We start from the raw sequence: 17,504 nt of genomic DNA, 5'->3' as shown, positions 1-17,504 counted from the left end.
AGATATGATGCGAGGAAGTTTTTTAGATAAATCAAAAAAACTTGATTAATAAGTTGCATATAGAACTCATCTACGTATATACTATAAACATCAAAAAAAGTTGATGAAGGGAAGTGAACTACAGTGGCACAAAATTTTCAGCTCTATGAGAAAAAGTTTAAAGCGTTGGCGGATCAGAAACGTTTAGAAATCATGTATGAACTTTGCCAGCGAGGACAGACGTGTGTATGTGATTTAACAGAAGTTTTTGAAATGACGCAATCTAAATTATCATATCATTTAAAAATTTTATTAGATGCAGGTTTGATTGTAAAAGAAACAAAAGGTACGTGGAGTTATTATGATTTAAATGATGCGGAAGTGAATAATTTATTATCAGAAGAATTGTGCTGTATCTTTAGAAAAACAGGGAAAGGTAGTTGCTGTTAAAATTTTGAGTTGTTAATCAAAAAAAATCGATTAATGATATATAAAAAGGAGGAATAAGGTATGAGATATGTTCACGTCGGTATAAACGTTACGAATTTAGAGAAGTCTATTGAATTTTATGAAAAGGTATTTGGTGTTTCACCAGTTAAAGTGAAAACAGATTATGCAAAATTTTTATTAGAGACGCCAGGACTTAATTTTACGCTGAACGTACGAGATGAGGTGAATGGAAATCAAGTAAATCATTTCGGTTTCCAAGTGGATACAGCTGAAGAAATTACATTACATAAAGAACGATTAGAAAAAGAAGGTTTCTTTGCGCGTGATGAGATGGATACGACTTGTTGCTATGCGGTGCAAGATAAGTTTTGGGTAACAGATCCAGATGGGAATGAGTGGGAATTCTTTTATACGAAAGCAGATAGTAATGTTCACAAAATTGAAGAGTCATCTTGTTGCGCGACTTCAAATGAGGTAGCTAAAAATTCTTGTTGTTAATAGGAGATGGAAAATAAAATGAAACGTTTATCTTTTCTAGACCGATATTTAACACTATGGATTTTTCTAGCGATGGCTGTTGGGATTGGTTTAGGGTTTGTGTTCCCTAGTGTAGTAGACGGACTGAATACATTACAGGTTGGAACGACGTCTATTCCGCTTGCTGTTGGTTTAATTGTAATGATGTATCCACCGTTAGCGAAAGTTCGCTATGAGGAAATGGGCCGAGTATTTAAAGATGTAAAAGTGTTAGTGCTATCTTTAGTACAAAATTGGATTATTGGTCCGGTACTTATGTTTGGGTTAGCAATTATTTTTCTTCCTGATAAACCAGAATACATGGTTGGTCTCATTATGATTGGGTTAGCACGTTGTATTGCAATGGTAATTGTTTGGAACGATCTTGCTGATGGGGATAAAGAGTATGCGGCAGGTTTAGTTGCTTTTAATTCGGTATTCCAAATGCTCTTTTTCTCAGTTTATGCATACGTATTTGTAACTGTAATTCCAGAATGGTTAGGGATTGAAGGTGCTATTGTCGATATTACAATGATAGAAGTAGCAAAATCAGTATGTATCTATTTAGGAATTCCTTTTATAGCAGGTATGTTGACACGCTTTGTACTAGTTAAGTTAAAAGGAAGACAGTGGTATGAAAAAGTGTTTATACCTAAAATTAGTCCACTTACATTACTTGCATTGCTATTTACAATCATCGTTATGTTCTCTTTAAAAGGAGAGATGATTGTTAGCGTGCCACTAGATGTGGTAAGAATAGCGATTCCGTTATTAATCTATTTTATTGTAATGTTTTTTGTTTCTTTCTTTATGGGAAGAAAAATTGGTGCAAACTATCCGGTGACGACAACGTTAGCATTTACAGCAGGTAGTAATAACTTTGAGTTAGCAATTGCTGTAGCAGTTGGTGTGTTTGGTATTCATTCGGGCGCAGCATTCGCAGCTGTCATTGGACCGTTAGTCGAAGTACCTGTCATGATTGCACTTGTAAATGTCGCTTTTTGGTTTAAACGTAAATATTTTAATGATCAATCAACTTAAAAACAAAGGTGGAAAACAACATGGAAAACAAAAAAACAATCTATTTCTTATGTACAGGAAATTCATGCCGAAGCCAAATGGCAGAAGCGTGGGGTAAACAATATTTAGGAGGTAAGTGGAATGTATATTCTGCAGGAATCGAAGCACATGGAGTGAATCCAAATGCGATTAAAGCAATGAATGAAGTGAATATCGATATAACAAATCAAACATCAGATATGATTGATACAAACATTTTAAATAATGCTGATTTAGTCGTTACACTTTGTAGTCATGCGGATTCTGTTTGTCCTTCGACACCTTCGCACGTAAATCGTGTTCACTGGGGATTTGATGACCCGGCAGGAAAAGAATGGTCTGAATTTCAACGTGTTCGCGATGAAATTGGTGAACGTATAAAACGATTTTCTGAAACAGGTGAGTAAATAAAGGAAAGAGTCAATCTTCTATTGTGTTGGAGATTGGCTCTTTTTTATTATGTATTTCATTTACTTATCGCATCGCTTTAAAACTACTCTTAGTAAAAATACAGAATATTATGTAAAAATGGTAAAGTTAGAATAGAACAGTTTAAAAAAGGGGTGTAACGTATGATCTGTGAACTAAGCAAGGATGATTTTTATAGGTGTAATCGTTTAGTGAATGAACAAGGTCAATTAGAGGTACGTGCTGTAATTGCAGGAGTGAATCCTGGTCGTATATTTGTAGATAACGTGACTTCTCCTAATTCGGGACTCATTTGGTTAGGTAATAATGATGGCTTCTTCTTTATTGGAGATGCTGAAAATGAAGAGTTTAATAAAGAAGTGAATCGTTTTATTAATCATGTAATAGTACCTGAGGCGAGGAAAGTAGGATTAGATTGCTTTGAAGGAATCGGGAATCATTCGAAGTGGAATAAAACAATCGAAAGAATATTTCAGCATCGTAAATTAAAGAGTTGGAATCAAAGAGTGTATATGCTAGGAAAAGAGGATTATGAAAATCATCATGAGCCTAAATTTGAACAGAGATATAATGTACTGAAAATGAGTAAAGCTCTCTATGAAAATAATAATAATACATTTAAGAACATTGATTTTTTACAATCAAAAATTTTAGAGTTTTGGTCTTCACCGGATTCTTTTTTCAATGAGGGGATTGGCTATTGCATTGTTTATGATGATTTAATTGTGAGTGTTTGTTTTTCAGGATTCGTCTTTGAAAATATACACTGTATAGATATTGAAACGATAGAAGGTCACCAAGGGAGAAAATTAGCTCAAAAGATAGCGCATAGTTTTGTAAAAGATTGTTTGGAGAATGATATTATTCCATATTGGGACTGTATGGAATTGAACAAGCCTTCTGTTGCAGTTGTAGAAAATGTAGGGTTTACAAATGTATTTAACTATGTGGGATATTATTTTTTATTTGAATAATCTAGGTATACTTTACAATTTACACTTTGAGATTGTCCAATTATTATATATATCTACAATTTAAAAAAGAAAGCATATGAGGTGTGCGAAAATGAAAATACAAATAGTATGGTTTGATGGTTTCGGAGAACTTGTCTCTTTCGCACCGTTTGAGGTACTGAAAAGAGCGATAGAAGAAGGGGCTCAATTTATAGTTGAATTCGTTTCGAGTGAACAAAAGAAGGAAGTTACTACCTCGTTTGGAGTTACAGTTAAACTACATGATTTTTTACGAAGGAGAATCGTCCAGATTTGTTAATTGTACCTGGTGGTGGCTGGAATCATAAAGCAGAGCATGGGGCACGAAAACAAGCAGAGCTTGGAACTTTGACTAAAATGATTAGCGAGATGCACAATGCAGGAACAATCGTTGCTGGTGTGTGTACAGGGGGTATGCTATTAGCTGCCTCTGGTATATTGAACGGTCGAAAGGCAACGATGCACTGTTTTGCACAGGATGAAATGAGTGAATACGGGGCAGAGCTTCTTCATTACAGAATTGCGGATCAAGGGGATATTATCACTGCAAGAGGGGTCACTTCAGGAGTTGATTTGGGACTTTGGATCACGGAAAGATTCGCAAGTCCTAAAATTGCGGCTGCTGTTGAATACAGAATGGAATATGAGAGGCGAGGTGTTGTTTGGAAGTAATTTGACTTCTTTTTTATCCCGCATTAACGGGCAGTAAGACTCCCACCACAAAATTCAGCGAATGGGAGGGCTGCCCGTAAAAAAACAATGGATATGTACTAATAATCAGTGGGGATGACAAAACTCCTACTGATTAAAGTTTCATTTTATAAATTTTACTTTATTAAAAGTTGATTTGTTAGAAAGGATAATCATTTATTGCTATAATGAATGGATGCGTGGCAGGAAATAGATAGAAAGATACTGCTAGTAATTTATACTTAAAATGTAGGGAGATTGAACAGAGTTATGGGGAATGAAAAGGAAATTAGTTCCGCTAAATTAATATGGAAGATGACGCGCCCGCATACATTAACGGCGACGTTTTCTCCTGTAATTTTAGGGACAGTGGCATCACTTTATGTTGCCAAAATTGATTGGCTTTTATTTATTGCGATGATGCTTGCATGTTTAGCGCTGCAAATAGCAACGAACTTATTTAATGAGTACTATGATTTCAAACGTGGATTAGATACCGCTGAATCCGTTGGCATCGGTGGCGGAATTGTCCGTCATGGATTGAAGCCAAAAAATGTGTTAACAGTTGCGCTTTTATTATATGTCGTAGCAGCTTTTATTGGCATTTATATTTGTATGAATAGTAGTTGGTGGTTAGTGGTTATTGGTTTAATTGGGATGGCAGTTGGCTATTTATATACAGGCGGTCCATTACCAATTGCGTACACCCCGTTTGGAGAATTAGTTTCTGGGTTGTTAATGGGGACATGTTTTGTACTCATTGCTTTCTTTATTCAAACGAATACTGTAACGATTGAAAGTGTATTGATTTCCATTCCAATTGGAATTTTAGTAGGTGCAATCAATATGTCAAATAACATCCGAGATATCGAAGAAGATATTAAAGGTGGAAGAAAGACATTAGTAATCCTCCTTGGGAGAGAAAAAGCTGTGGTAACACTAGCGGTAGCCTTTTTCATTGCGTATTTATGGATTGCCGTAATTGTATTAATGGGTTATATAAGCCCTTGGGCATTAGTTATGTTCTTAGGTTTGAGAAAGCCAATTTCTGCGATTCAAAGTTTCCAAAAAGGGGCAAAGGATCCTGGATATATGCGCATCGCAATGAAATCAACAGCGATGACAAATACGATTTTCGGCTTCTTGTTGTCAGCAGGATTATTAATTAGTTATTTGTTTTAAATAACTTAACCCCAATTTCTCGATTTTAATATAGAGAAATTGGGGTTTTATTTTGAGTTTTTTACGTTATAAACTATTATCATTTGAAATGTATATACCAATAAATTGCAACTTCATCACTTGTCTTATCCAAACCTTTATAAACAAGAAAATCAAACCCACCAATTACAAATCCACATTTTTCATAAAATTTACATGCTGCGACATTATTATTTTGCGTTTCAAGCATGATACCTGGCATATTTCCTTTTTTTGCCCACTGCTTTGCTTGATTAACTAATCTTTTACCAACTCCGAGTGAACGATATTTTTTATCCACCGTTATATCTTCTATGTAAGCATAGTGGTTCCAATTCTTTTTCAATACTATTAATCCGATGATTTGGTTATGTAACAGTGCTATGTAAATTACTTGATTAGGTTTATTTATATATTCATTGTAAGCCAGTTCTTCATTATCATCTTGATTTTGTAAATAACTTTTTTCATAACTTGGAACGTCTTCTACTGTATATTCTATGCGTCTATTTCCTTTGGAAAGAGAAAGAATTAACCGAGCATTCACTATAAAACTGTCATCAATCTCCGGGAGATTATCTAAATCATTTGTTTCTAACTCTCTAATTACAAGGTTCATCGGAGTACCTCCACATAATAATATTTCTTCTAGTTCTTCATTTGGTTCAAATGAATTCCAATTACAAAATTATAATAGAATTTCAATTGTACGGCTATCTTTGTATTTTATCTTTATATCAGTATGCTGTTATCTTGATATGAAAATATTGTTTAGAAAGAGTAGTATTTTTTATTTTGGATGTATATCCAGTTTTCAAATTTAACTGTAGTAGAGAAACAAATATTTTTTTAAAGAGTGGATGTAATAGGCTATTCTTTAACTAATTTCGACATTATCTGCATTTTATCTTCACCTTCCTCTATTAATCTATTTATTGTAAATATCAGCTGGGGTTAATGCTTAGCTGTATAAATAATGAATATGAAAATGAGTAGGGAAAGGATCGAAACATAATGAAAGAATCACAAAATAAGAAAAAAACAAATGTAGTAACGAAGGCAATACTATCTCTAGTAGTTGTTTTAGCAACGACCTTTTTCACGTTCTTTTTAATAGGGAAATGGAACTTTATCCCAGCGAAAGGGGTAGCTAATGAAAATATTAGGCTAGCTAATACGCAACAACAAGGAAAGAAAGAGGACACATCGCTGGCAAAACAGAAAAGAGCTGATGGAAAACCAGTAGGAAAGGTTGTTTATTTAACATTTGATGACGGTCCTAGCGAATTAACTAGCAAATTTTTAGATGTACTAAAAGAGCAACATGTTGCTTCGACATTTTTTATGCAAGGTAGCAATTTACAGAATACTGGTTTTCAGGAAAATGTAAAACGAGCAGTAAAAGAAGGACATTATATTGGTGCACATAGTATGACACATAATAGTGATAAGCTATACAAAAAAGGACAATTTGTAACGGAGATGAAAGAAACGTTAGCTCTTATTCATAATATTACAGGTACAACTCCTAAACTAGTCCGTCCCCCATACGGATCTGCACCAGGATTAAAGGGGCAGGACATTCGTAACAAAATTGTAGAAGCAGGAATAAAAGTTTGGGATTGGACGATAGATTCAAATGATTGGAAATTAAAAGGTAACCCACAGCAAATTATAGAAAATGTAAAGCGTACAACAACAGAAGATGTGGAAGTAGTTCTAATGCATGAAAAACCACAGACATTACAAGCGCTTCCGGAAATTATTAAATTTTATAAGGAAAAAGGATATGAATTCAGGGTATACAATGAAGCGGATCATTTTCAACTAAACTTCCAGAAAGATCAACGTCTATAGTATCAAATAAATAAATTAAGAGCATGTTCTGATTTATCTTTCTTCAGAACATGCTTTTTTTGCTCGCTTCTATAAGTTTATTACTACCAATTTAACAAAGCAGAATTTACAAGTTACTTTATGGATACCTCATTTTAGAATAACTAACTTATAGAAAAAATTGAATAATTTTCATGTGTAAGGAAATTTTAAGAAGGATATAGAGGGGATATTTTCCTTTTGTTTTCTAGATAAATGATTACTTACAAAAAAACATTTAGTGGAACGGTTTTTTAAAGCTATTCTGTCAAGAAATTACTAACAATTGGGTTCAAAACATAAACCACTCGATAAATGGGGTAGTATGATGAAAAAACTTAGTAGAAAGCGTTTGAGAAAAGATATTCAGGAACTTGAGAGTGCAAGTATGCTGCTCCAAAATGATCAAGAGTGCGAACTCAAGCAGAGTGTATCTGCGAATGAAGAAGTTTTGAGACAAGTTTTTGAAAATTGTTCCGATATTGTTTTTCGTCCAATAATCATAGATAGTCAAAATAAAATTCTTTTTATTTATATAGATGGATTAATTGACACTAAAGTTGTGGAACAAGTTGTTTTGAAACCAATGATGTTCGAAGGTCTGCCTAGTGGAGTAAAGAGTGTGGATTCGGTAGGAGAAATTATACAAAATCAGCTAATTGCGGTTTCTCAAGTAAAGACAATCTCTAAAGTTCGTGAGGTTATAGAAGCAGTATTGAAAGCGAATGTTGTCATTTTAACAGAAGGAGAAAGTCAAGCTCTAGTCGCTGATTTAAAAGGTTTTGAAAAACGAGGTATTGAAGAGCCGGCTGCCGAGATCTCTGTTCGTGGCCCTCGGGACGGGTTTACGGAAACGATAAGGGTCAATACGAGCCTGATTCGCCGAAGAATTCGAAGCCAAAAACTAAAAATGGAACCTTATTCGATTGGGGAATTGTCACAGACAGATGTGGTAATTGCTTATATTGAGGGAATTGCACCTGATTCGGTTTTGGATGAAGTTCGCCAAAGGGTAAAGCGAATTCAAATTGATGGAGTATTGGAGTCAGCTTTCATTGAAGAGTTTATTGAGGACCAACCCTTTTCACCCTTTCCACAAATTCAAAATACTGAGCGGCCAGATGCGGTTTGTGCAAGTTTATTAGAGGGGAAAGTCGCCATTTTAGTAGATAACACACCTTTCGTTTTGATTGTTCCTATGACATTTTGGACTGGTCTACAAGCAGCGGAGGATTATTATGAACGCTCCATCTACACAACTTTTGTTCGATGGATACGTTTAATATTAATTAATATTTCATTATTTCTTCCTTCTCTCTATGTTGCTATTACAACCTTTCATCCTAAATTAATACCGACAAATTTGCTTATTAGTATTGCAGCTGCGCGAGAAGGCATTCCGTTCCCGGCTGTCATAGAAGCGCTAATGATGGAGTTTTTATTTGAAGGCTTGAGGGAAGCGGGGGTTCGGTTACCAAAACCTGTTGGATCAGCAGTTAGTATTGTCGGAGCACTTGTTATCGGGCAAGCTGCTGTGCAAGCAGGTATTATTTCCGCACCTTTGGTCATTGTTGTGGCGACGACCGGTATTGCGTCATTTGCGTTCCCACGCTACAACTTAGGAACAGCTTACCGGATGTTACGCTTTCCGATGCTGTTATTGGCAGGGATGCTCGGGCTATACGGTGTTGCAATAAGTACCCTTGCGATTTTGATTCATTTAACTAACATTCGTTCTTTTGGCATTCCGTATTTAAGTCCAGTTGCACCACAAACTCCTCGTGATTTAAAGGATGTTTTTCTCCGAACACCTCGTTGGAATATGACCCACCGCCCAATAATGGTATCTGGTGAAGAGAAAGTCCGTTTTCCAGGTGGACAAAAGCCAGATGAGAAACGGGGAGGGGAAACAGAATGAGCCTGCACAAGGCACTCTGTATGATACTGGTCATTTCTTTATGCTTCTTGACGGGATGTTGGGATCGGACAGAATTAAATGATTTGGCAATAGAATTAGGATGGGGACTTGATCAAGCGAAGAATAATAAGATTGAAATTAGTGCTCAGTTTATTATTCCATCAAAAATGGGAATGGGACAGAGCGGAAGAAGTAATGCAGGAAAAGCGTTTTTTACAGAATCGGGAACGGGAAGGGATACACATGAAGCTATACAAATGATGCAAACAAAAATGTCGAGAGAAATTTTTCGAGGGCACCAGCGTGTAATATTGATTGGAGAAAAAATGGCTAAAAGTGGTCTTGCTCCAGTTTTAGATGCATATAGCCGCGATCCTGATATTCGATTACGAGCAGGTGTGTTTGTCATAAAAGGGAATACTGCAAAAGATTTTCTGAAAGCATCCATCCCTTTAGAGTCTATCCCGGCACTTGGGGCACTTAAAGAGCATATGCAAATAGAGGCAGCGGGAGATATGTCTTTATTAAATTTTCTTATTGCTGGTACGAGTGATGGAATCACTCCGATTTTGCCCGTTATTAAACTAAATGTGTCTCATAAAAAAGGAAAAACTGAGGTCAAAGGGTTTCAAATTGTAGGCGGTGCTATATTTAACAACGATTTCAAATTGGTAGGATACTTGAACATGCAGGAATGGTTAACTACTCTTTGGATAGTGAATCGTTTAAGTAAACAGACAGTTACAGCAACGGCCTCTAAAGGAAATGGTAGTGCAAGTTTATATATGACAAAGATCAATAGAAAAATCATACCTACTATACAAGGGGACACAATTAAGTGTGACATTGTTTTTTCTGGTGAAGGAACAATTCAGGAGAACAATACGAATTTAGATCTTTCGCAGCCAAAAAATCTTACTCTTTTAGAACATGTATTGGAAAAACAGTCCGAAAAGGAAGCTCTCCAAACTATTAAAAAGGTTCAAAAACAATACGGAACCGATATCTTTGGATTTGGAGAAGCCATTCATCAAAAATATCCATCCGAATGGAAAGGGTTAAAAAAGAATTGGAGTAAACAATTTCGAAAAGTGGAGGTTTCTGTTCATACACAGCTCACTATTCGGCGAGTAGGACTGACTGGACCACCGTTGCAGTTGAAGAAAAATGAAATGAAAAAATAAGGAGGAATATAGAGTGTGAGAAATTCGATGAAAATCTCTGGCAGGCAAATCTTTTGGATGATGTTCACATTTGAAGTGGGACAATCACTCCTTCTAGTTATTCCAGCGACGATTCGTACTGTCAAACAAGATGCGTGGATCTCGATTTTGATTGCAGGAGTGATAGGGGTTGCTCTTACTTTTTTGGCAACTACACTTGGTTCGCTTTATCCGAAACAAACTCTCATTGAATTTAGTCAAACTATTCTTGGTAAATGGCTAGGAAAGCTACTGATGATTCCTTACTTCTTTGGGTGGTACATGATAATTTGGATAACCGTCCGTGAATTTGGTGAATTCATTATTATCGCTTTGTTTCATAATACACCTTTGTGGGTCATTGTCTTTACTGCGATGTTATTGCTCATTTTTATCATTTACCAAGGAGGGGTGGAAGGTATTGGACGTTTAAGTGAAATCATAGGGCCAATTGTACTTTTAATGATAACGTTTGTAATCATTTTGAATGTTGGCAATATGAATTGGGATTATATGCGGCCTATTTATCACGATTCTGGCTGGCTTCCCATCCTTAAAGGTTCCTATACTCCTGTAGCCGCATTTTTTGGAGAGGCTGTTATGATGATGATGTTCGTTTTCTTTATGGATAAACCAGAGCAAGCGTCATCAAGGGCGATGTTGGGGGTAGGATTAGCCGTTTTCATGGTAACGATTGGAACATTAGCGGTCATTTTAACATTCGGTCCGAATTTATCTTCAAGTTTTTTGTATCCGGTTTACGATTTGAGCCGATACATATCTGTCATGGAGTTCATTCAAAATGTGGATATTTTGATAGTTATTATTTGGTTTTTTAGTATTTTTGTGAAATTGGCGTTATACATGTTTATCGCTTGTTATGGAACAGCACAAATATTTCATTTGAAGGATTGGCGAAAAGTAGCGTTAGTTCTTGCTCCTATTTCGTTCATCATAGCTGTGTCAGTTAAAAATATCCAAACATTTACCCATTATTACTACATATTTTTCGTAATTCCAATTGCATTTCCTGTTTATGAGCTAGGGATTCCTTTACTGTTATTGGTGGTTGGCAAAATTCGAAGGAAATATGCATAAACCCAATCGGTAATATGTTTGGAGGGCAGGTATACTTTTAGTTTTTTGACTAATATAAATAGAGAAAAATCCTACTCATAAGTGTAGGATTTTTTGTTTGTATATTACGTTACAAGAGTTTTCTTATTTTCTCTGGAATGTCCTTTTTTGAAATCTATGCAACAGAGTCTTTATAGTAAGAGTATTTTATCGGGGAATAATCAAAAAATGTATATTACAATATAAAAATTCACCTTAATACTAAAGGATACATGACAACGATTCCTATAAATTCTTCTCAATAATTGAAAATAAAATCAATCCAGATTATTATATTGTTATTGTAATTATAAATGTAATTACATTTTATTGAAGGAGGATACAAAGATGAAAAACTCAAAAGGCTCTATTGAATCAGAGATAAGCAAAGCAATTACTCACTGGGAAAAGGACTACCTAGGACGCGGGTCTATATCCGTTAAGACAGATATATTACGGGATATGATTATCGTAAATTTACAAGGTATTTTAACGCCAGCTGAATATACGGTTTGCGAAACAAAAGACGGTATGCTAACGATAAAGAAAAATCGTTCGGAGCTAGTTGAATCTGGAATTGAAGATTTGAAAGAGATTATACTAGAATTAACTGGAGAAAAAGTGAAAAGTTTTCATACGGATATAAGCTCCCGTACTGGTGAACGAGTAATGATTTTTAAATTGTTTCATAATCTTGAGGAAAAATTTTAAAAATTAAAACCACCGTAGGGTTAGTGGGAGATAATTAAGAAACCTAAAAGTTTTGCGCTTTATTTAAATTTATTAACATGATAATAATTAATAACTTGAAATTATTTACGTATACTGAATTTTAATTGGAATAAGGCTCAAAAAAACTGATAAATAAATTGACAAACTGCTTAATATAGTTTATCTTATAATTGTTTTAAAAAATTAATAGATGCTTATTTTAACTGTTTGCTATAATTAAGGCTTTAGCATTTTTTTAATATGTAATATTGACTAAATGAAAAAGTTTCTTAATTGAAAGATAGCGCATAACATAAATTGATATATTGATTGCATAATCTAGGAGATCAGAGATATACTGTTATTTTTAATAGGAGTAATACATACATTACTATCCTCTATAAAATGGGAGCTCTTCAAAAAACTTTATTGAAGTTAGTTGAAGTGAAACCGACAATCTCCATAATTCAATGATGATATAAAATCATTGAATTATGGAAGTTGTCGGTTTTTTTTATGGGAAAAAACGATGTACTAAAAAGAGTGAATGAAAATTGAAATTTAAAAAACTATCGTAATGAAAAGGAATTTTTATAGGCTATTTTCGCTTAGAAGGGAGTATTTAACATGTTAATTTCGCTGAGTTCATCAACACTGTTAACTTTATTTTTTATGGCGCTTAGTGCTTCTTGGCTAAGTGGATTATTATTTTTACATGCAAGGATACCTTTACGTTTTGTTCATATCCATATTGGTATCGCTGCTTTACCTTCATTGGTTTCTTTACTCGCACTTGTTAATAACAATGGAGATAGAGTTGTGGGGCCTTGGCATCTAGATACTTTAGCTTGGTTAATGGCTTTCTTTGTTCTTACAATTGGTTTAATCATTCAGCGTTTCTCTGTACGTTATTTAATGGGAGATCGTTCATATCGAAAATACTTTGCACTTTTTACATTTACTACAGGTGTATCTTCGGTTGCATGGTTAAGTGATGATCTTCGCTTAATGCTCATTTGTTGGGGAGCAACGCTTATAGGATTGGTTCTACTTATAGGGCTAAATAAAGGGTGGAAAGTAGTTAGTGAAGCAACTAAAATCTCGGGCTACCTATTTACAATAAGTTGGATTGCCTTACTATCAGCTATCATTTGGCTTTTTCAAGTAACAGGACAGTGGCAGTTAACATCAGTTTTAACGAATGAAAATGTAGTGCTACATGGAACATTGGAGAGAACAGGAATTAACTTATTAATTATATTAGCGGTGATGATTCCAGCAGCACAATGGCCTTTTCAAAGATGGTTAATTGAGTCTGCTGTTGCTCCAACTCCTGTTTCTGCTATTATGCATGCGGGTTTAGTAAATGCTGGCGGTATCATGTTAACTAGATTTTCACCTCTTTTTCATGATGATATTGCACAAATAATTTTACTAATTTTCTCTAGTATTTCTATCTTAATAGGTACAGGAATTAGTTTAGTCCAAGTTGATTATAAACGTCAGCTAGTAGGTTCAACTATTGCACAAATGGGATTTATGCTTATTCAATGTGCATTAGGCGCCTATTTAGCGGCTATTATTCATTTAATTTTACATGGTTTGTTTAAAGCTACACTATTTTTACAAGCTGGTTCTTCCGTGCAACGTTTTGGGGTAGTGAATCAGTCTAATGAAAAGATGTCCAATTTATGGATTATAGTTGGGCGTGTTTTAGGATTATTTATAGCAATTACTTTCTGGTTTATGACTTCTGGAGAGGGGTATCAACTAGTTAGTGCGTTAATCTTAGGCTGGTCACTATACTTTTCATGGAAACAGCTTGTTGTTTTTGGAGAGGGAAGAATGGGACGAATTGCTGGCGTAATTGTTTTGATTGGATTTTCTCTCATTTACTTTACCGTTCATAATTCTCTTTATAAATGGTTGCATACTGATATTTATCAAAGTGTTCAACCTTCAGCTCCAGCCGTTATCTTTGTTATATGTATTTTACTATTTAGTAGTGTTATTAGTACTTTCGTTACTCGTCATCAATCTTCTACTTTATTCGCTGTACTTTATCTTTGGTTAGTTCGAGTAGGTGAGGCGAGACGAAAGTCAGTAGAAAGTCACCCAAGCTATCTGAAACATTATGTATCAAAGGGAGGTAATTCGTGATGAGCATACCGTCAATATTAAAGAAAGATACAAACATTGATATGCAAGAAAATAATATAAATGATTTAGTTGCATCTGCTAGCCGAGTTATTGCGCCACTTTGGCCTATCTCTACGTTTGCAGCTCACCACCCTTGGATGGGACTTGAAAAGCAATCATTTGAACAAGTCGCAAATTGGTTAAAAGAAGCTCGTAATGTGGATATTTATCCTAGTGCCTCCATGATTCATTCGGCAAAAGCGAAAGGTGAGATTGAGGAATCATTTTTACAAATGAGTTTGTCTCGTTGGCTGGATTCACAATCTTTTCATATTCCGCGAGAGAAAGCAGAGCGATTTTGCCAAGCAGCTTTAAAGTTAGAAAAATTACCTTCTAGTCTATTATCATCGCCAGAAGTAAATAAATTGGCAGAAGAAATGAATTATATAAATACAGCAAGTATGCAAGCCTCTGTTATGCAGCCAATAAGTTCGCTTATAGAGAGTCAAAATAGTGAAAACCTATCTGATGTTCTTAATTATCATATCATTAAATGGTGTAAATTATATCTTGATGAATCCGGATCAAATTGGACGATGCCAAATCGAGAGAAAGGTTTTTATCGCGCATGGCAACACCTTATTAAATTTGATCCAGCGCTCAGTAAAAATGAGCGTAAAGTTTTAAAAAATTGGCCACAAGATGCCGAAGTAGCTTTAGCGAGAGCATTATCTGAACTAGGAATTTCTGAATCTAACATACAATCTTACCTTGAAGGGCACTTACTTTCTTTGCCTGGGTGGTCAGGAATGATACGATGGCGCTCACAACAATCAATTCAGGAACAGGAACTTCTCATAGAATATTTAGCAGTTCGAATTTCTATGGAGCTGGCTATTGTAAAACCTTATTTACCTTTAAAAAATCAAAAGGTTGAGAAAAAAGTTTCGATCGTCCCACTTATAGCTTCTTGGATCTATTGGGGGAATATTTCAACACGGGAATGGTTACAAATGCCTGCTACTGAACAAAGTGAATTATTAGTATTCGCTTATCGTTTTGATGAAAATATTCGCAAGAAACTTTGGCTGGAAGCTTGGGAACAAACGCATGCAGAGCAATTAAGGGAGAAGATTGCTTCTACACAACGTGCAACCAATGATAAAAAGCGTGTATTAGCTCAATTAGCATTCTGTATTGATGTACGTTCAGAACCGTTTCGTCGCCATCTTGAAAAATTAGGTCCGTTTGAAACATTTGGAATAGCTGGTTTCTTTGGGTTACCAATTGCAACTAGTGAACTAGGTAGTAATAACAACCATCCTTCTTTGCCAGTTATACTCAAACCGAAACATCAAATAAAAGAGCTCACAAATGAAAATGAACTTAAATCTTATGAGCAACGTAAGAGGGTAGGCAGTTCGGTACGTTATACTTTTAAAACGATGAAACAGAACGTACTGACAAGTATGGTGCTACCTGAGTTAAGTGGTCCTTTACTTGGTCTACAGATGGTGACAAGAAGCTTTGTCCCAAGAGGAGTTGGTGGCTTCATTCGTAACCTTCGTAAAACTATGTTACAAAAACCTGATACAACATTCTCGCTTAATCATGTTCATGACACAAAGGGCGAGATACCTATCGGTTTTACGAAAGAAGAAAAAGTGAACTATGTGCGTCAAGCTTTAAAAATGGTGGGACTGACAGAAAAATTTGCTCCTTTAGTTGTAATGTGCGGACATAGTAGTCAAAGTACGAACAATCCTTATGCTGCAGCACTTGAGTGTGGTGCTTGTGGCGGAGCAGCAGGAGGATTCAATGCAAGAGTTTTTGCTACTTTATGTAATCTCCCAGAAGTGAGAGAGGCGTTGTTTGTGGAAGGTATTAAAATTCCTGAGGATACCATTTTTGCAGCAGCTGAACATAAAACAACAGTGGACGAATTGGAATGGATTTACGTCCCAGAACTTTCGGAAACTGCGCAAGAAGCATTTGATTGTATCGAATCGATTATGCCAAATGTGAGCCAACATGCAAATAGAGAGCGTTTAACGCAATTACCAAATTTTAAAACGAAAATAAAAAATGCGAGTAAAGAGGCACATCGATTTGCAGAAGATTGGAGTGAAATACGTCCAGAATGGGGATTAGCTCGTAATGCATCTTTTATTATCGGGCAACGAGAATTAACTCAGGATTGTGACTTAGAAGGTAGGGCTTTCCTTCATAATTATGATTGGAAACAGGATGAAAGTGGCGATATATTAGCTAACATTATTGCAGGACCAGGAACAGTAGCTCAGTGGATAAATCTACAATATTACGCTTCAACTGTAGCTCCTCATTATTATGGTAGTGGAAACAAAACAACCCAAACTGTAACCGCGGGTCTAGGTGTTATGCAGGGAAATGCAAGTGATTTGTTGCCAGGCTTACCTTGGCAATCCGTTATGCAGTCAGATAGTGAAACGTATCATTCACCACTTCGTTTACTAATTGTAATTCAAGCGCCTAGTCAATATATAGAACGTTTGCTAAATAATGATTTCACATTTCGAGAAAAAGTTCAAAATGGATGGGTTAGACTTGCAAGTGTTGATCCAGAGGGACACTGGAAAAACTGGTAACAATCATGTAATGAATTATCAACTATTGTTACTAGCTTAAAAGTTTCATAAATAAAATAATGAAGAAGGAGTGCTCCATATGAATTCAAAGAATAAAAAAGTTTTATTGTTAACAGACATTAAACATGAAATAGAGCCTATTATCCAACAAGTAACTAACATTCAACAAGAAAACATGTTGACTATACACAGCTACGATTCTGTAATTGTGCATCCTTATGGAGATATAATGAGATCTATTATTATTGCTATTTATCAAGAAAATGTTAAAGAAATTTTCGTTGTAGGAATAGAGGATAAAGAAACTGATGTAGTTAATCTACAAATTCAACGTGATTCCATAAAAAATAACAGGGAACTAGACTATCTCTTTGAAAATTGCATGCCTGAATTTTCAAGTGGTAGCCTTGATGAATGGCTAAGTGGAAAAGAAAATGTTAGTGAAAATATTGAGAAGAGTATAGATATGATTTGTCATCATCCACTAGTACCGTCTGATGTTAAAGTTCATGGTTTCAAGATTGATAGAACAGGGGAAAAAGAAACGGTTGTTAAAGTTTCTGTTAATAAAGTAGTGAAACAAATGCATTCTTATGTGTAA

The 17,504-nt window shown here is 35.2% G+C and carries 15 protein-coding genes and 1 pseudogene; 15 read left to right on the top strand and 1 reads right to left on the bottom strand.

The features are described 5' to 3' along the window. Nucleotides 1-123 precede the first annotated feature (123 nt). The 7 genes and pseudogenes from arsR (at nucleotide 124) to menA (ending at nucleotide 5,297) form a co-directional block, all read left to right on the top strand. On the top strand, nucleotides 124-429 hold the full coding sequence (gene arsR, locus V7S45_RS15530) for an arsenical resistance operon transcriptional regulator ArsR (RefSeq protein ID WP_002026021.1): 306 nt from the start codon (nucleotides 124-126) through the stop codon (nucleotides 427-429). 60 nt (nucleotides 430-489) lie between these two features. Then, on the top strand, nucleotides 490-927 hold the full coding sequence (locus V7S45_RS15525; protein ID WP_001271022.1) for an ArsI/CadI family heavy metal resistance metalloenzyme: 438 nt from the start codon (nucleotides 490-492) through the stop codon (nucleotides 925-927). An 18-nt stretch (nucleotides 928-945) separates the two neighbouring features. Continuing rightward, complete coding sequence (gene arsB / locus V7S45_RS15520; RefSeq protein ID WP_025688045.1) at nucleotides 946-1,986, top strand: ACR3 family arsenite efflux transporter; 1,041 nt, start codon at nucleotides 946-948, stop codon at nucleotides 1,984-1,986. A 20-nt stretch (nucleotides 1,987-2,006) separates the two neighbouring features. Further along, on the top strand, nucleotides 2,007-2,411 hold the full coding sequence (gene arsC / locus V7S45_RS15515; protein WP_000428364.1) for an arsenate reductase (thioredoxin): 405 nt from the start codon (nucleotides 2,007-2,009) through the stop codon (nucleotides 2,409-2,411). Between the two features lie 165 nt (nucleotides 2,412-2,576). Then, nucleotides 2,577-3,407, top strand: coding sequence for a GNAT family N-acetyltransferase (locus V7S45_RS15510; protein WP_025688047.1), 831 nt, complete (start codon nucleotides 2,577-2,579; stop codon nucleotides 3,405-3,407). Nucleotides 3,408-3,498: 91 nt separating this feature from the next. Beyond that, nucleotides 3,499-4,097: pseudogene (locus tag V7S45_RS15505) on the top strand (DJ-1/PfpI family protein). Between the two features lie 288 nt (nucleotides 4,098-4,385). After that, a complete protein-coding gene (gene menA / locus V7S45_RS15500) occupies nucleotides 4,386-5,297 on the top strand; it encodes a 1,4-dihydroxy-2-naphthoate polyprenyltransferase (protein ID WP_000526090.1) in 912 nt (303 codons plus the stop codon). Between the two features lie 79 nt (nucleotides 5,298-5,376). On the opposite strand, the gene satA is transcribed toward menA, so the two are convergent. Then, nucleotides 5,377-5,934: a streptothricin N-acetyltransferase SatA gene (satA, locus tag V7S45_RS15495; protein ID WP_025688052.1), complete on the bottom strand. Its 558-nt coding sequence runs from the start codon at nucleotides 5,932-5,934 to the stop codon at nucleotides 5,377-5,379. A 395-nt stretch (nucleotides 5,935-6,329) separates the two neighbouring features. Here satA and V7S45_RS15490 point away from each other — a divergent pair, with 395 nt between their 5' ends. The 8 genes from V7S45_RS15490 to V7S45_RS15455 all read left to right on the top strand — a co-directional run bounded on the left by V7S45_RS15490 (nucleotide 6,330) and on the right by V7S45_RS15455 (nucleotide 17,504). After that, nucleotides 6,330-7,172 carry a polysaccharide deacetylase family protein gene (locus V7S45_RS15490; protein WP_342761423.1) on the top strand — a complete coding sequence of 281 codons (843 nt, stop codon included), beginning with the start codon at nucleotides 6,330-6,332 and terminating at the stop codon, nucleotides 7,170-7,172. A gap of 343 nt (nucleotides 7,173-7,515) precedes the next feature. Beyond that, entirely contained in the window at nucleotides 7,516-9,108 is a 1,593-nt protein-coding gene (locus V7S45_RS15485; RefSeq protein ID WP_025688055.1) for a spore germination protein, read from the top strand. After that, nucleotides 9,105-10,292, top strand: a complete 1,188-nt coding sequence (locus tag V7S45_RS15480; RefSeq protein WP_025688057.1) for a Ger(x)C family spore germination protein — start codon at nucleotides 9,105-9,107, stop codon at nucleotides 10,290-10,292. The genes V7S45_RS15485 and V7S45_RS15480 overlap by 4 nt, the downstream gene beginning before the upstream one ends. A 27-nt stretch (nucleotides 10,293-10,319) precedes the next feature. Continuing rightward, nucleotides 10,320-11,408, top strand: a complete 1,089-nt coding sequence (locus V7S45_RS15475; RefSeq protein WP_000703146.1) for an endospore germination permease — start codon at nucleotides 10,320-10,322, stop codon at nucleotides 11,406-11,408. Between the two features lie 366 nt (nucleotides 11,409-11,774). Beyond that, a complete protein-coding gene (locus V7S45_RS15470) occupies nucleotides 11,775-12,137 on the top strand; it encodes a DUF2294 domain-containing protein (RefSeq protein ID WP_000798162.1) in 363 nt (120 codons plus the stop codon). A 627-nt stretch (nucleotides 12,138-12,764) separates the two neighbouring features. Further along, on the top strand, nucleotides 12,765-14,297 hold the full coding sequence (locus tag V7S45_RS15465; RefSeq protein WP_025688059.1) for an NADH dehydrogenase subunit 5: 1,533 nt from the start codon (nucleotides 12,765-12,767) through the stop codon (nucleotides 14,295-14,297). Further along, nucleotides 14,297-16,903, top strand: coding sequence for a putative inorganic carbon transporter subunit DabA (locus V7S45_RS15460; RefSeq protein ID WP_025688060.1), 2,607 nt, complete (start codon nucleotides 14,297-14,299; stop codon nucleotides 16,901-16,903). Before V7S45_RS15465 ends, V7S45_RS15460 begins: the two co-directional genes overlap by 1 nt. Before the next feature lie 79 nt (nucleotides 16,904-16,982). Then, entirely contained in the window at nucleotides 16,983-17,504 is a 522-nt protein-coding gene (locus tag V7S45_RS15455) for a carbonic anhydrase (RefSeq protein ID WP_025688061.1), read from the top strand.

The sequence above is a fragment of the Bacillus sp. BR3(2024) genome (assembly GCF_039134555.1).
Classification (GTDB): domain Bacteria; phylum Bacillota; class Bacilli; order Bacillales; family Bacillaceae_G; genus Bacillus_A; species Bacillus_A cereus.
This window is presented reverse-complemented; position numbering and strand designations above follow the sequence as displayed.

Excerpts from the sequence above, each read along its gene's own strand:
- V7S45_RS15525 (WP_001271022.1), top strand. The coding sequence starts at position 490 with ATGAGATATGTTCACGTCGGTATAAACGTTACGAATTTAGAGAAGTCT.
- arsB (WP_025688045.1), top strand. The coding sequence starts at position 946 with ATGAAACGTTTATCTTTTCTAGACCGATATTTAACACTATGGATTTTT.
- arsC (WP_000428364.1), top strand. The coding sequence starts at position 2,007 with ATGGAAAACAAAAAAACAATCTATTTCTTATGTACAGGAAATTCATGC.
- V7S45_RS15510 (WP_025688047.1), top strand. The coding sequence starts at position 2,577 with ATGATCTGTGAACTAAGCAAGGATGATTTTTATAGGTGTAATCGTTTA.
- menA (WP_000526090.1), top strand. The coding sequence starts at position 4,386 with ATGGGGAATGAAAAGGAAATTAGTTCCGCTAAATTAATATGGAAGATG.
- satA (WP_025688052.1), bottom strand. The coding sequence starts at position 5,934 with ATGAACCTTGTAATTAGAGAGTTAGAAACAAATGATTTAGATAATCTC.
- V7S45_RS15490 (WP_342761423.1), top strand. The coding sequence starts at position 6,330 with ATGAAAGAATCACAAAATAAGAAAAAAACAAATGTAGTAACGAAGGCA.
- V7S45_RS15485 (WP_025688055.1), top strand. The coding sequence starts at position 7,516 with ATGATGAAAAAACTTAGTAGAAAGCGTTTGAGAAAAGATATTCAGGAA.
- V7S45_RS15480 (WP_025688057.1), top strand. The coding sequence starts at position 9,105 with ATGAGCCTGCACAAGGCACTCTGTATGATACTGGTCATTTCTTTATGC.
- V7S45_RS15475 (WP_000703146.1), top strand. The coding sequence starts at position 10,320 with ATGAAAATCTCTGGCAGGCAAATCTTTTGGATGATGTTCACATTTGAA.
- V7S45_RS15470 (WP_000798162.1), top strand. The coding sequence starts at position 11,775 with ATGAAAAACTCAAAAGGCTCTATTGAATCAGAGATAAGCAAAGCAATT.
- V7S45_RS15465 (WP_025688059.1), top strand. The coding sequence starts at position 12,765 with ATGTTAATTTCGCTGAGTTCATCAACACTGTTAACTTTATTTTTTATG.
- V7S45_RS15460 (WP_025688060.1), top strand. The coding sequence starts at position 14,297 with ATGAGCATACCGTCAATATTAAAGAAAGATACAAACATTGATATGCAA.
- V7S45_RS15455 (WP_025688061.1), top strand. The coding sequence starts at position 16,983 with ATGAATTCAAAGAATAAAAAAGTTTTATTGTTAACAGACATTAAACAT.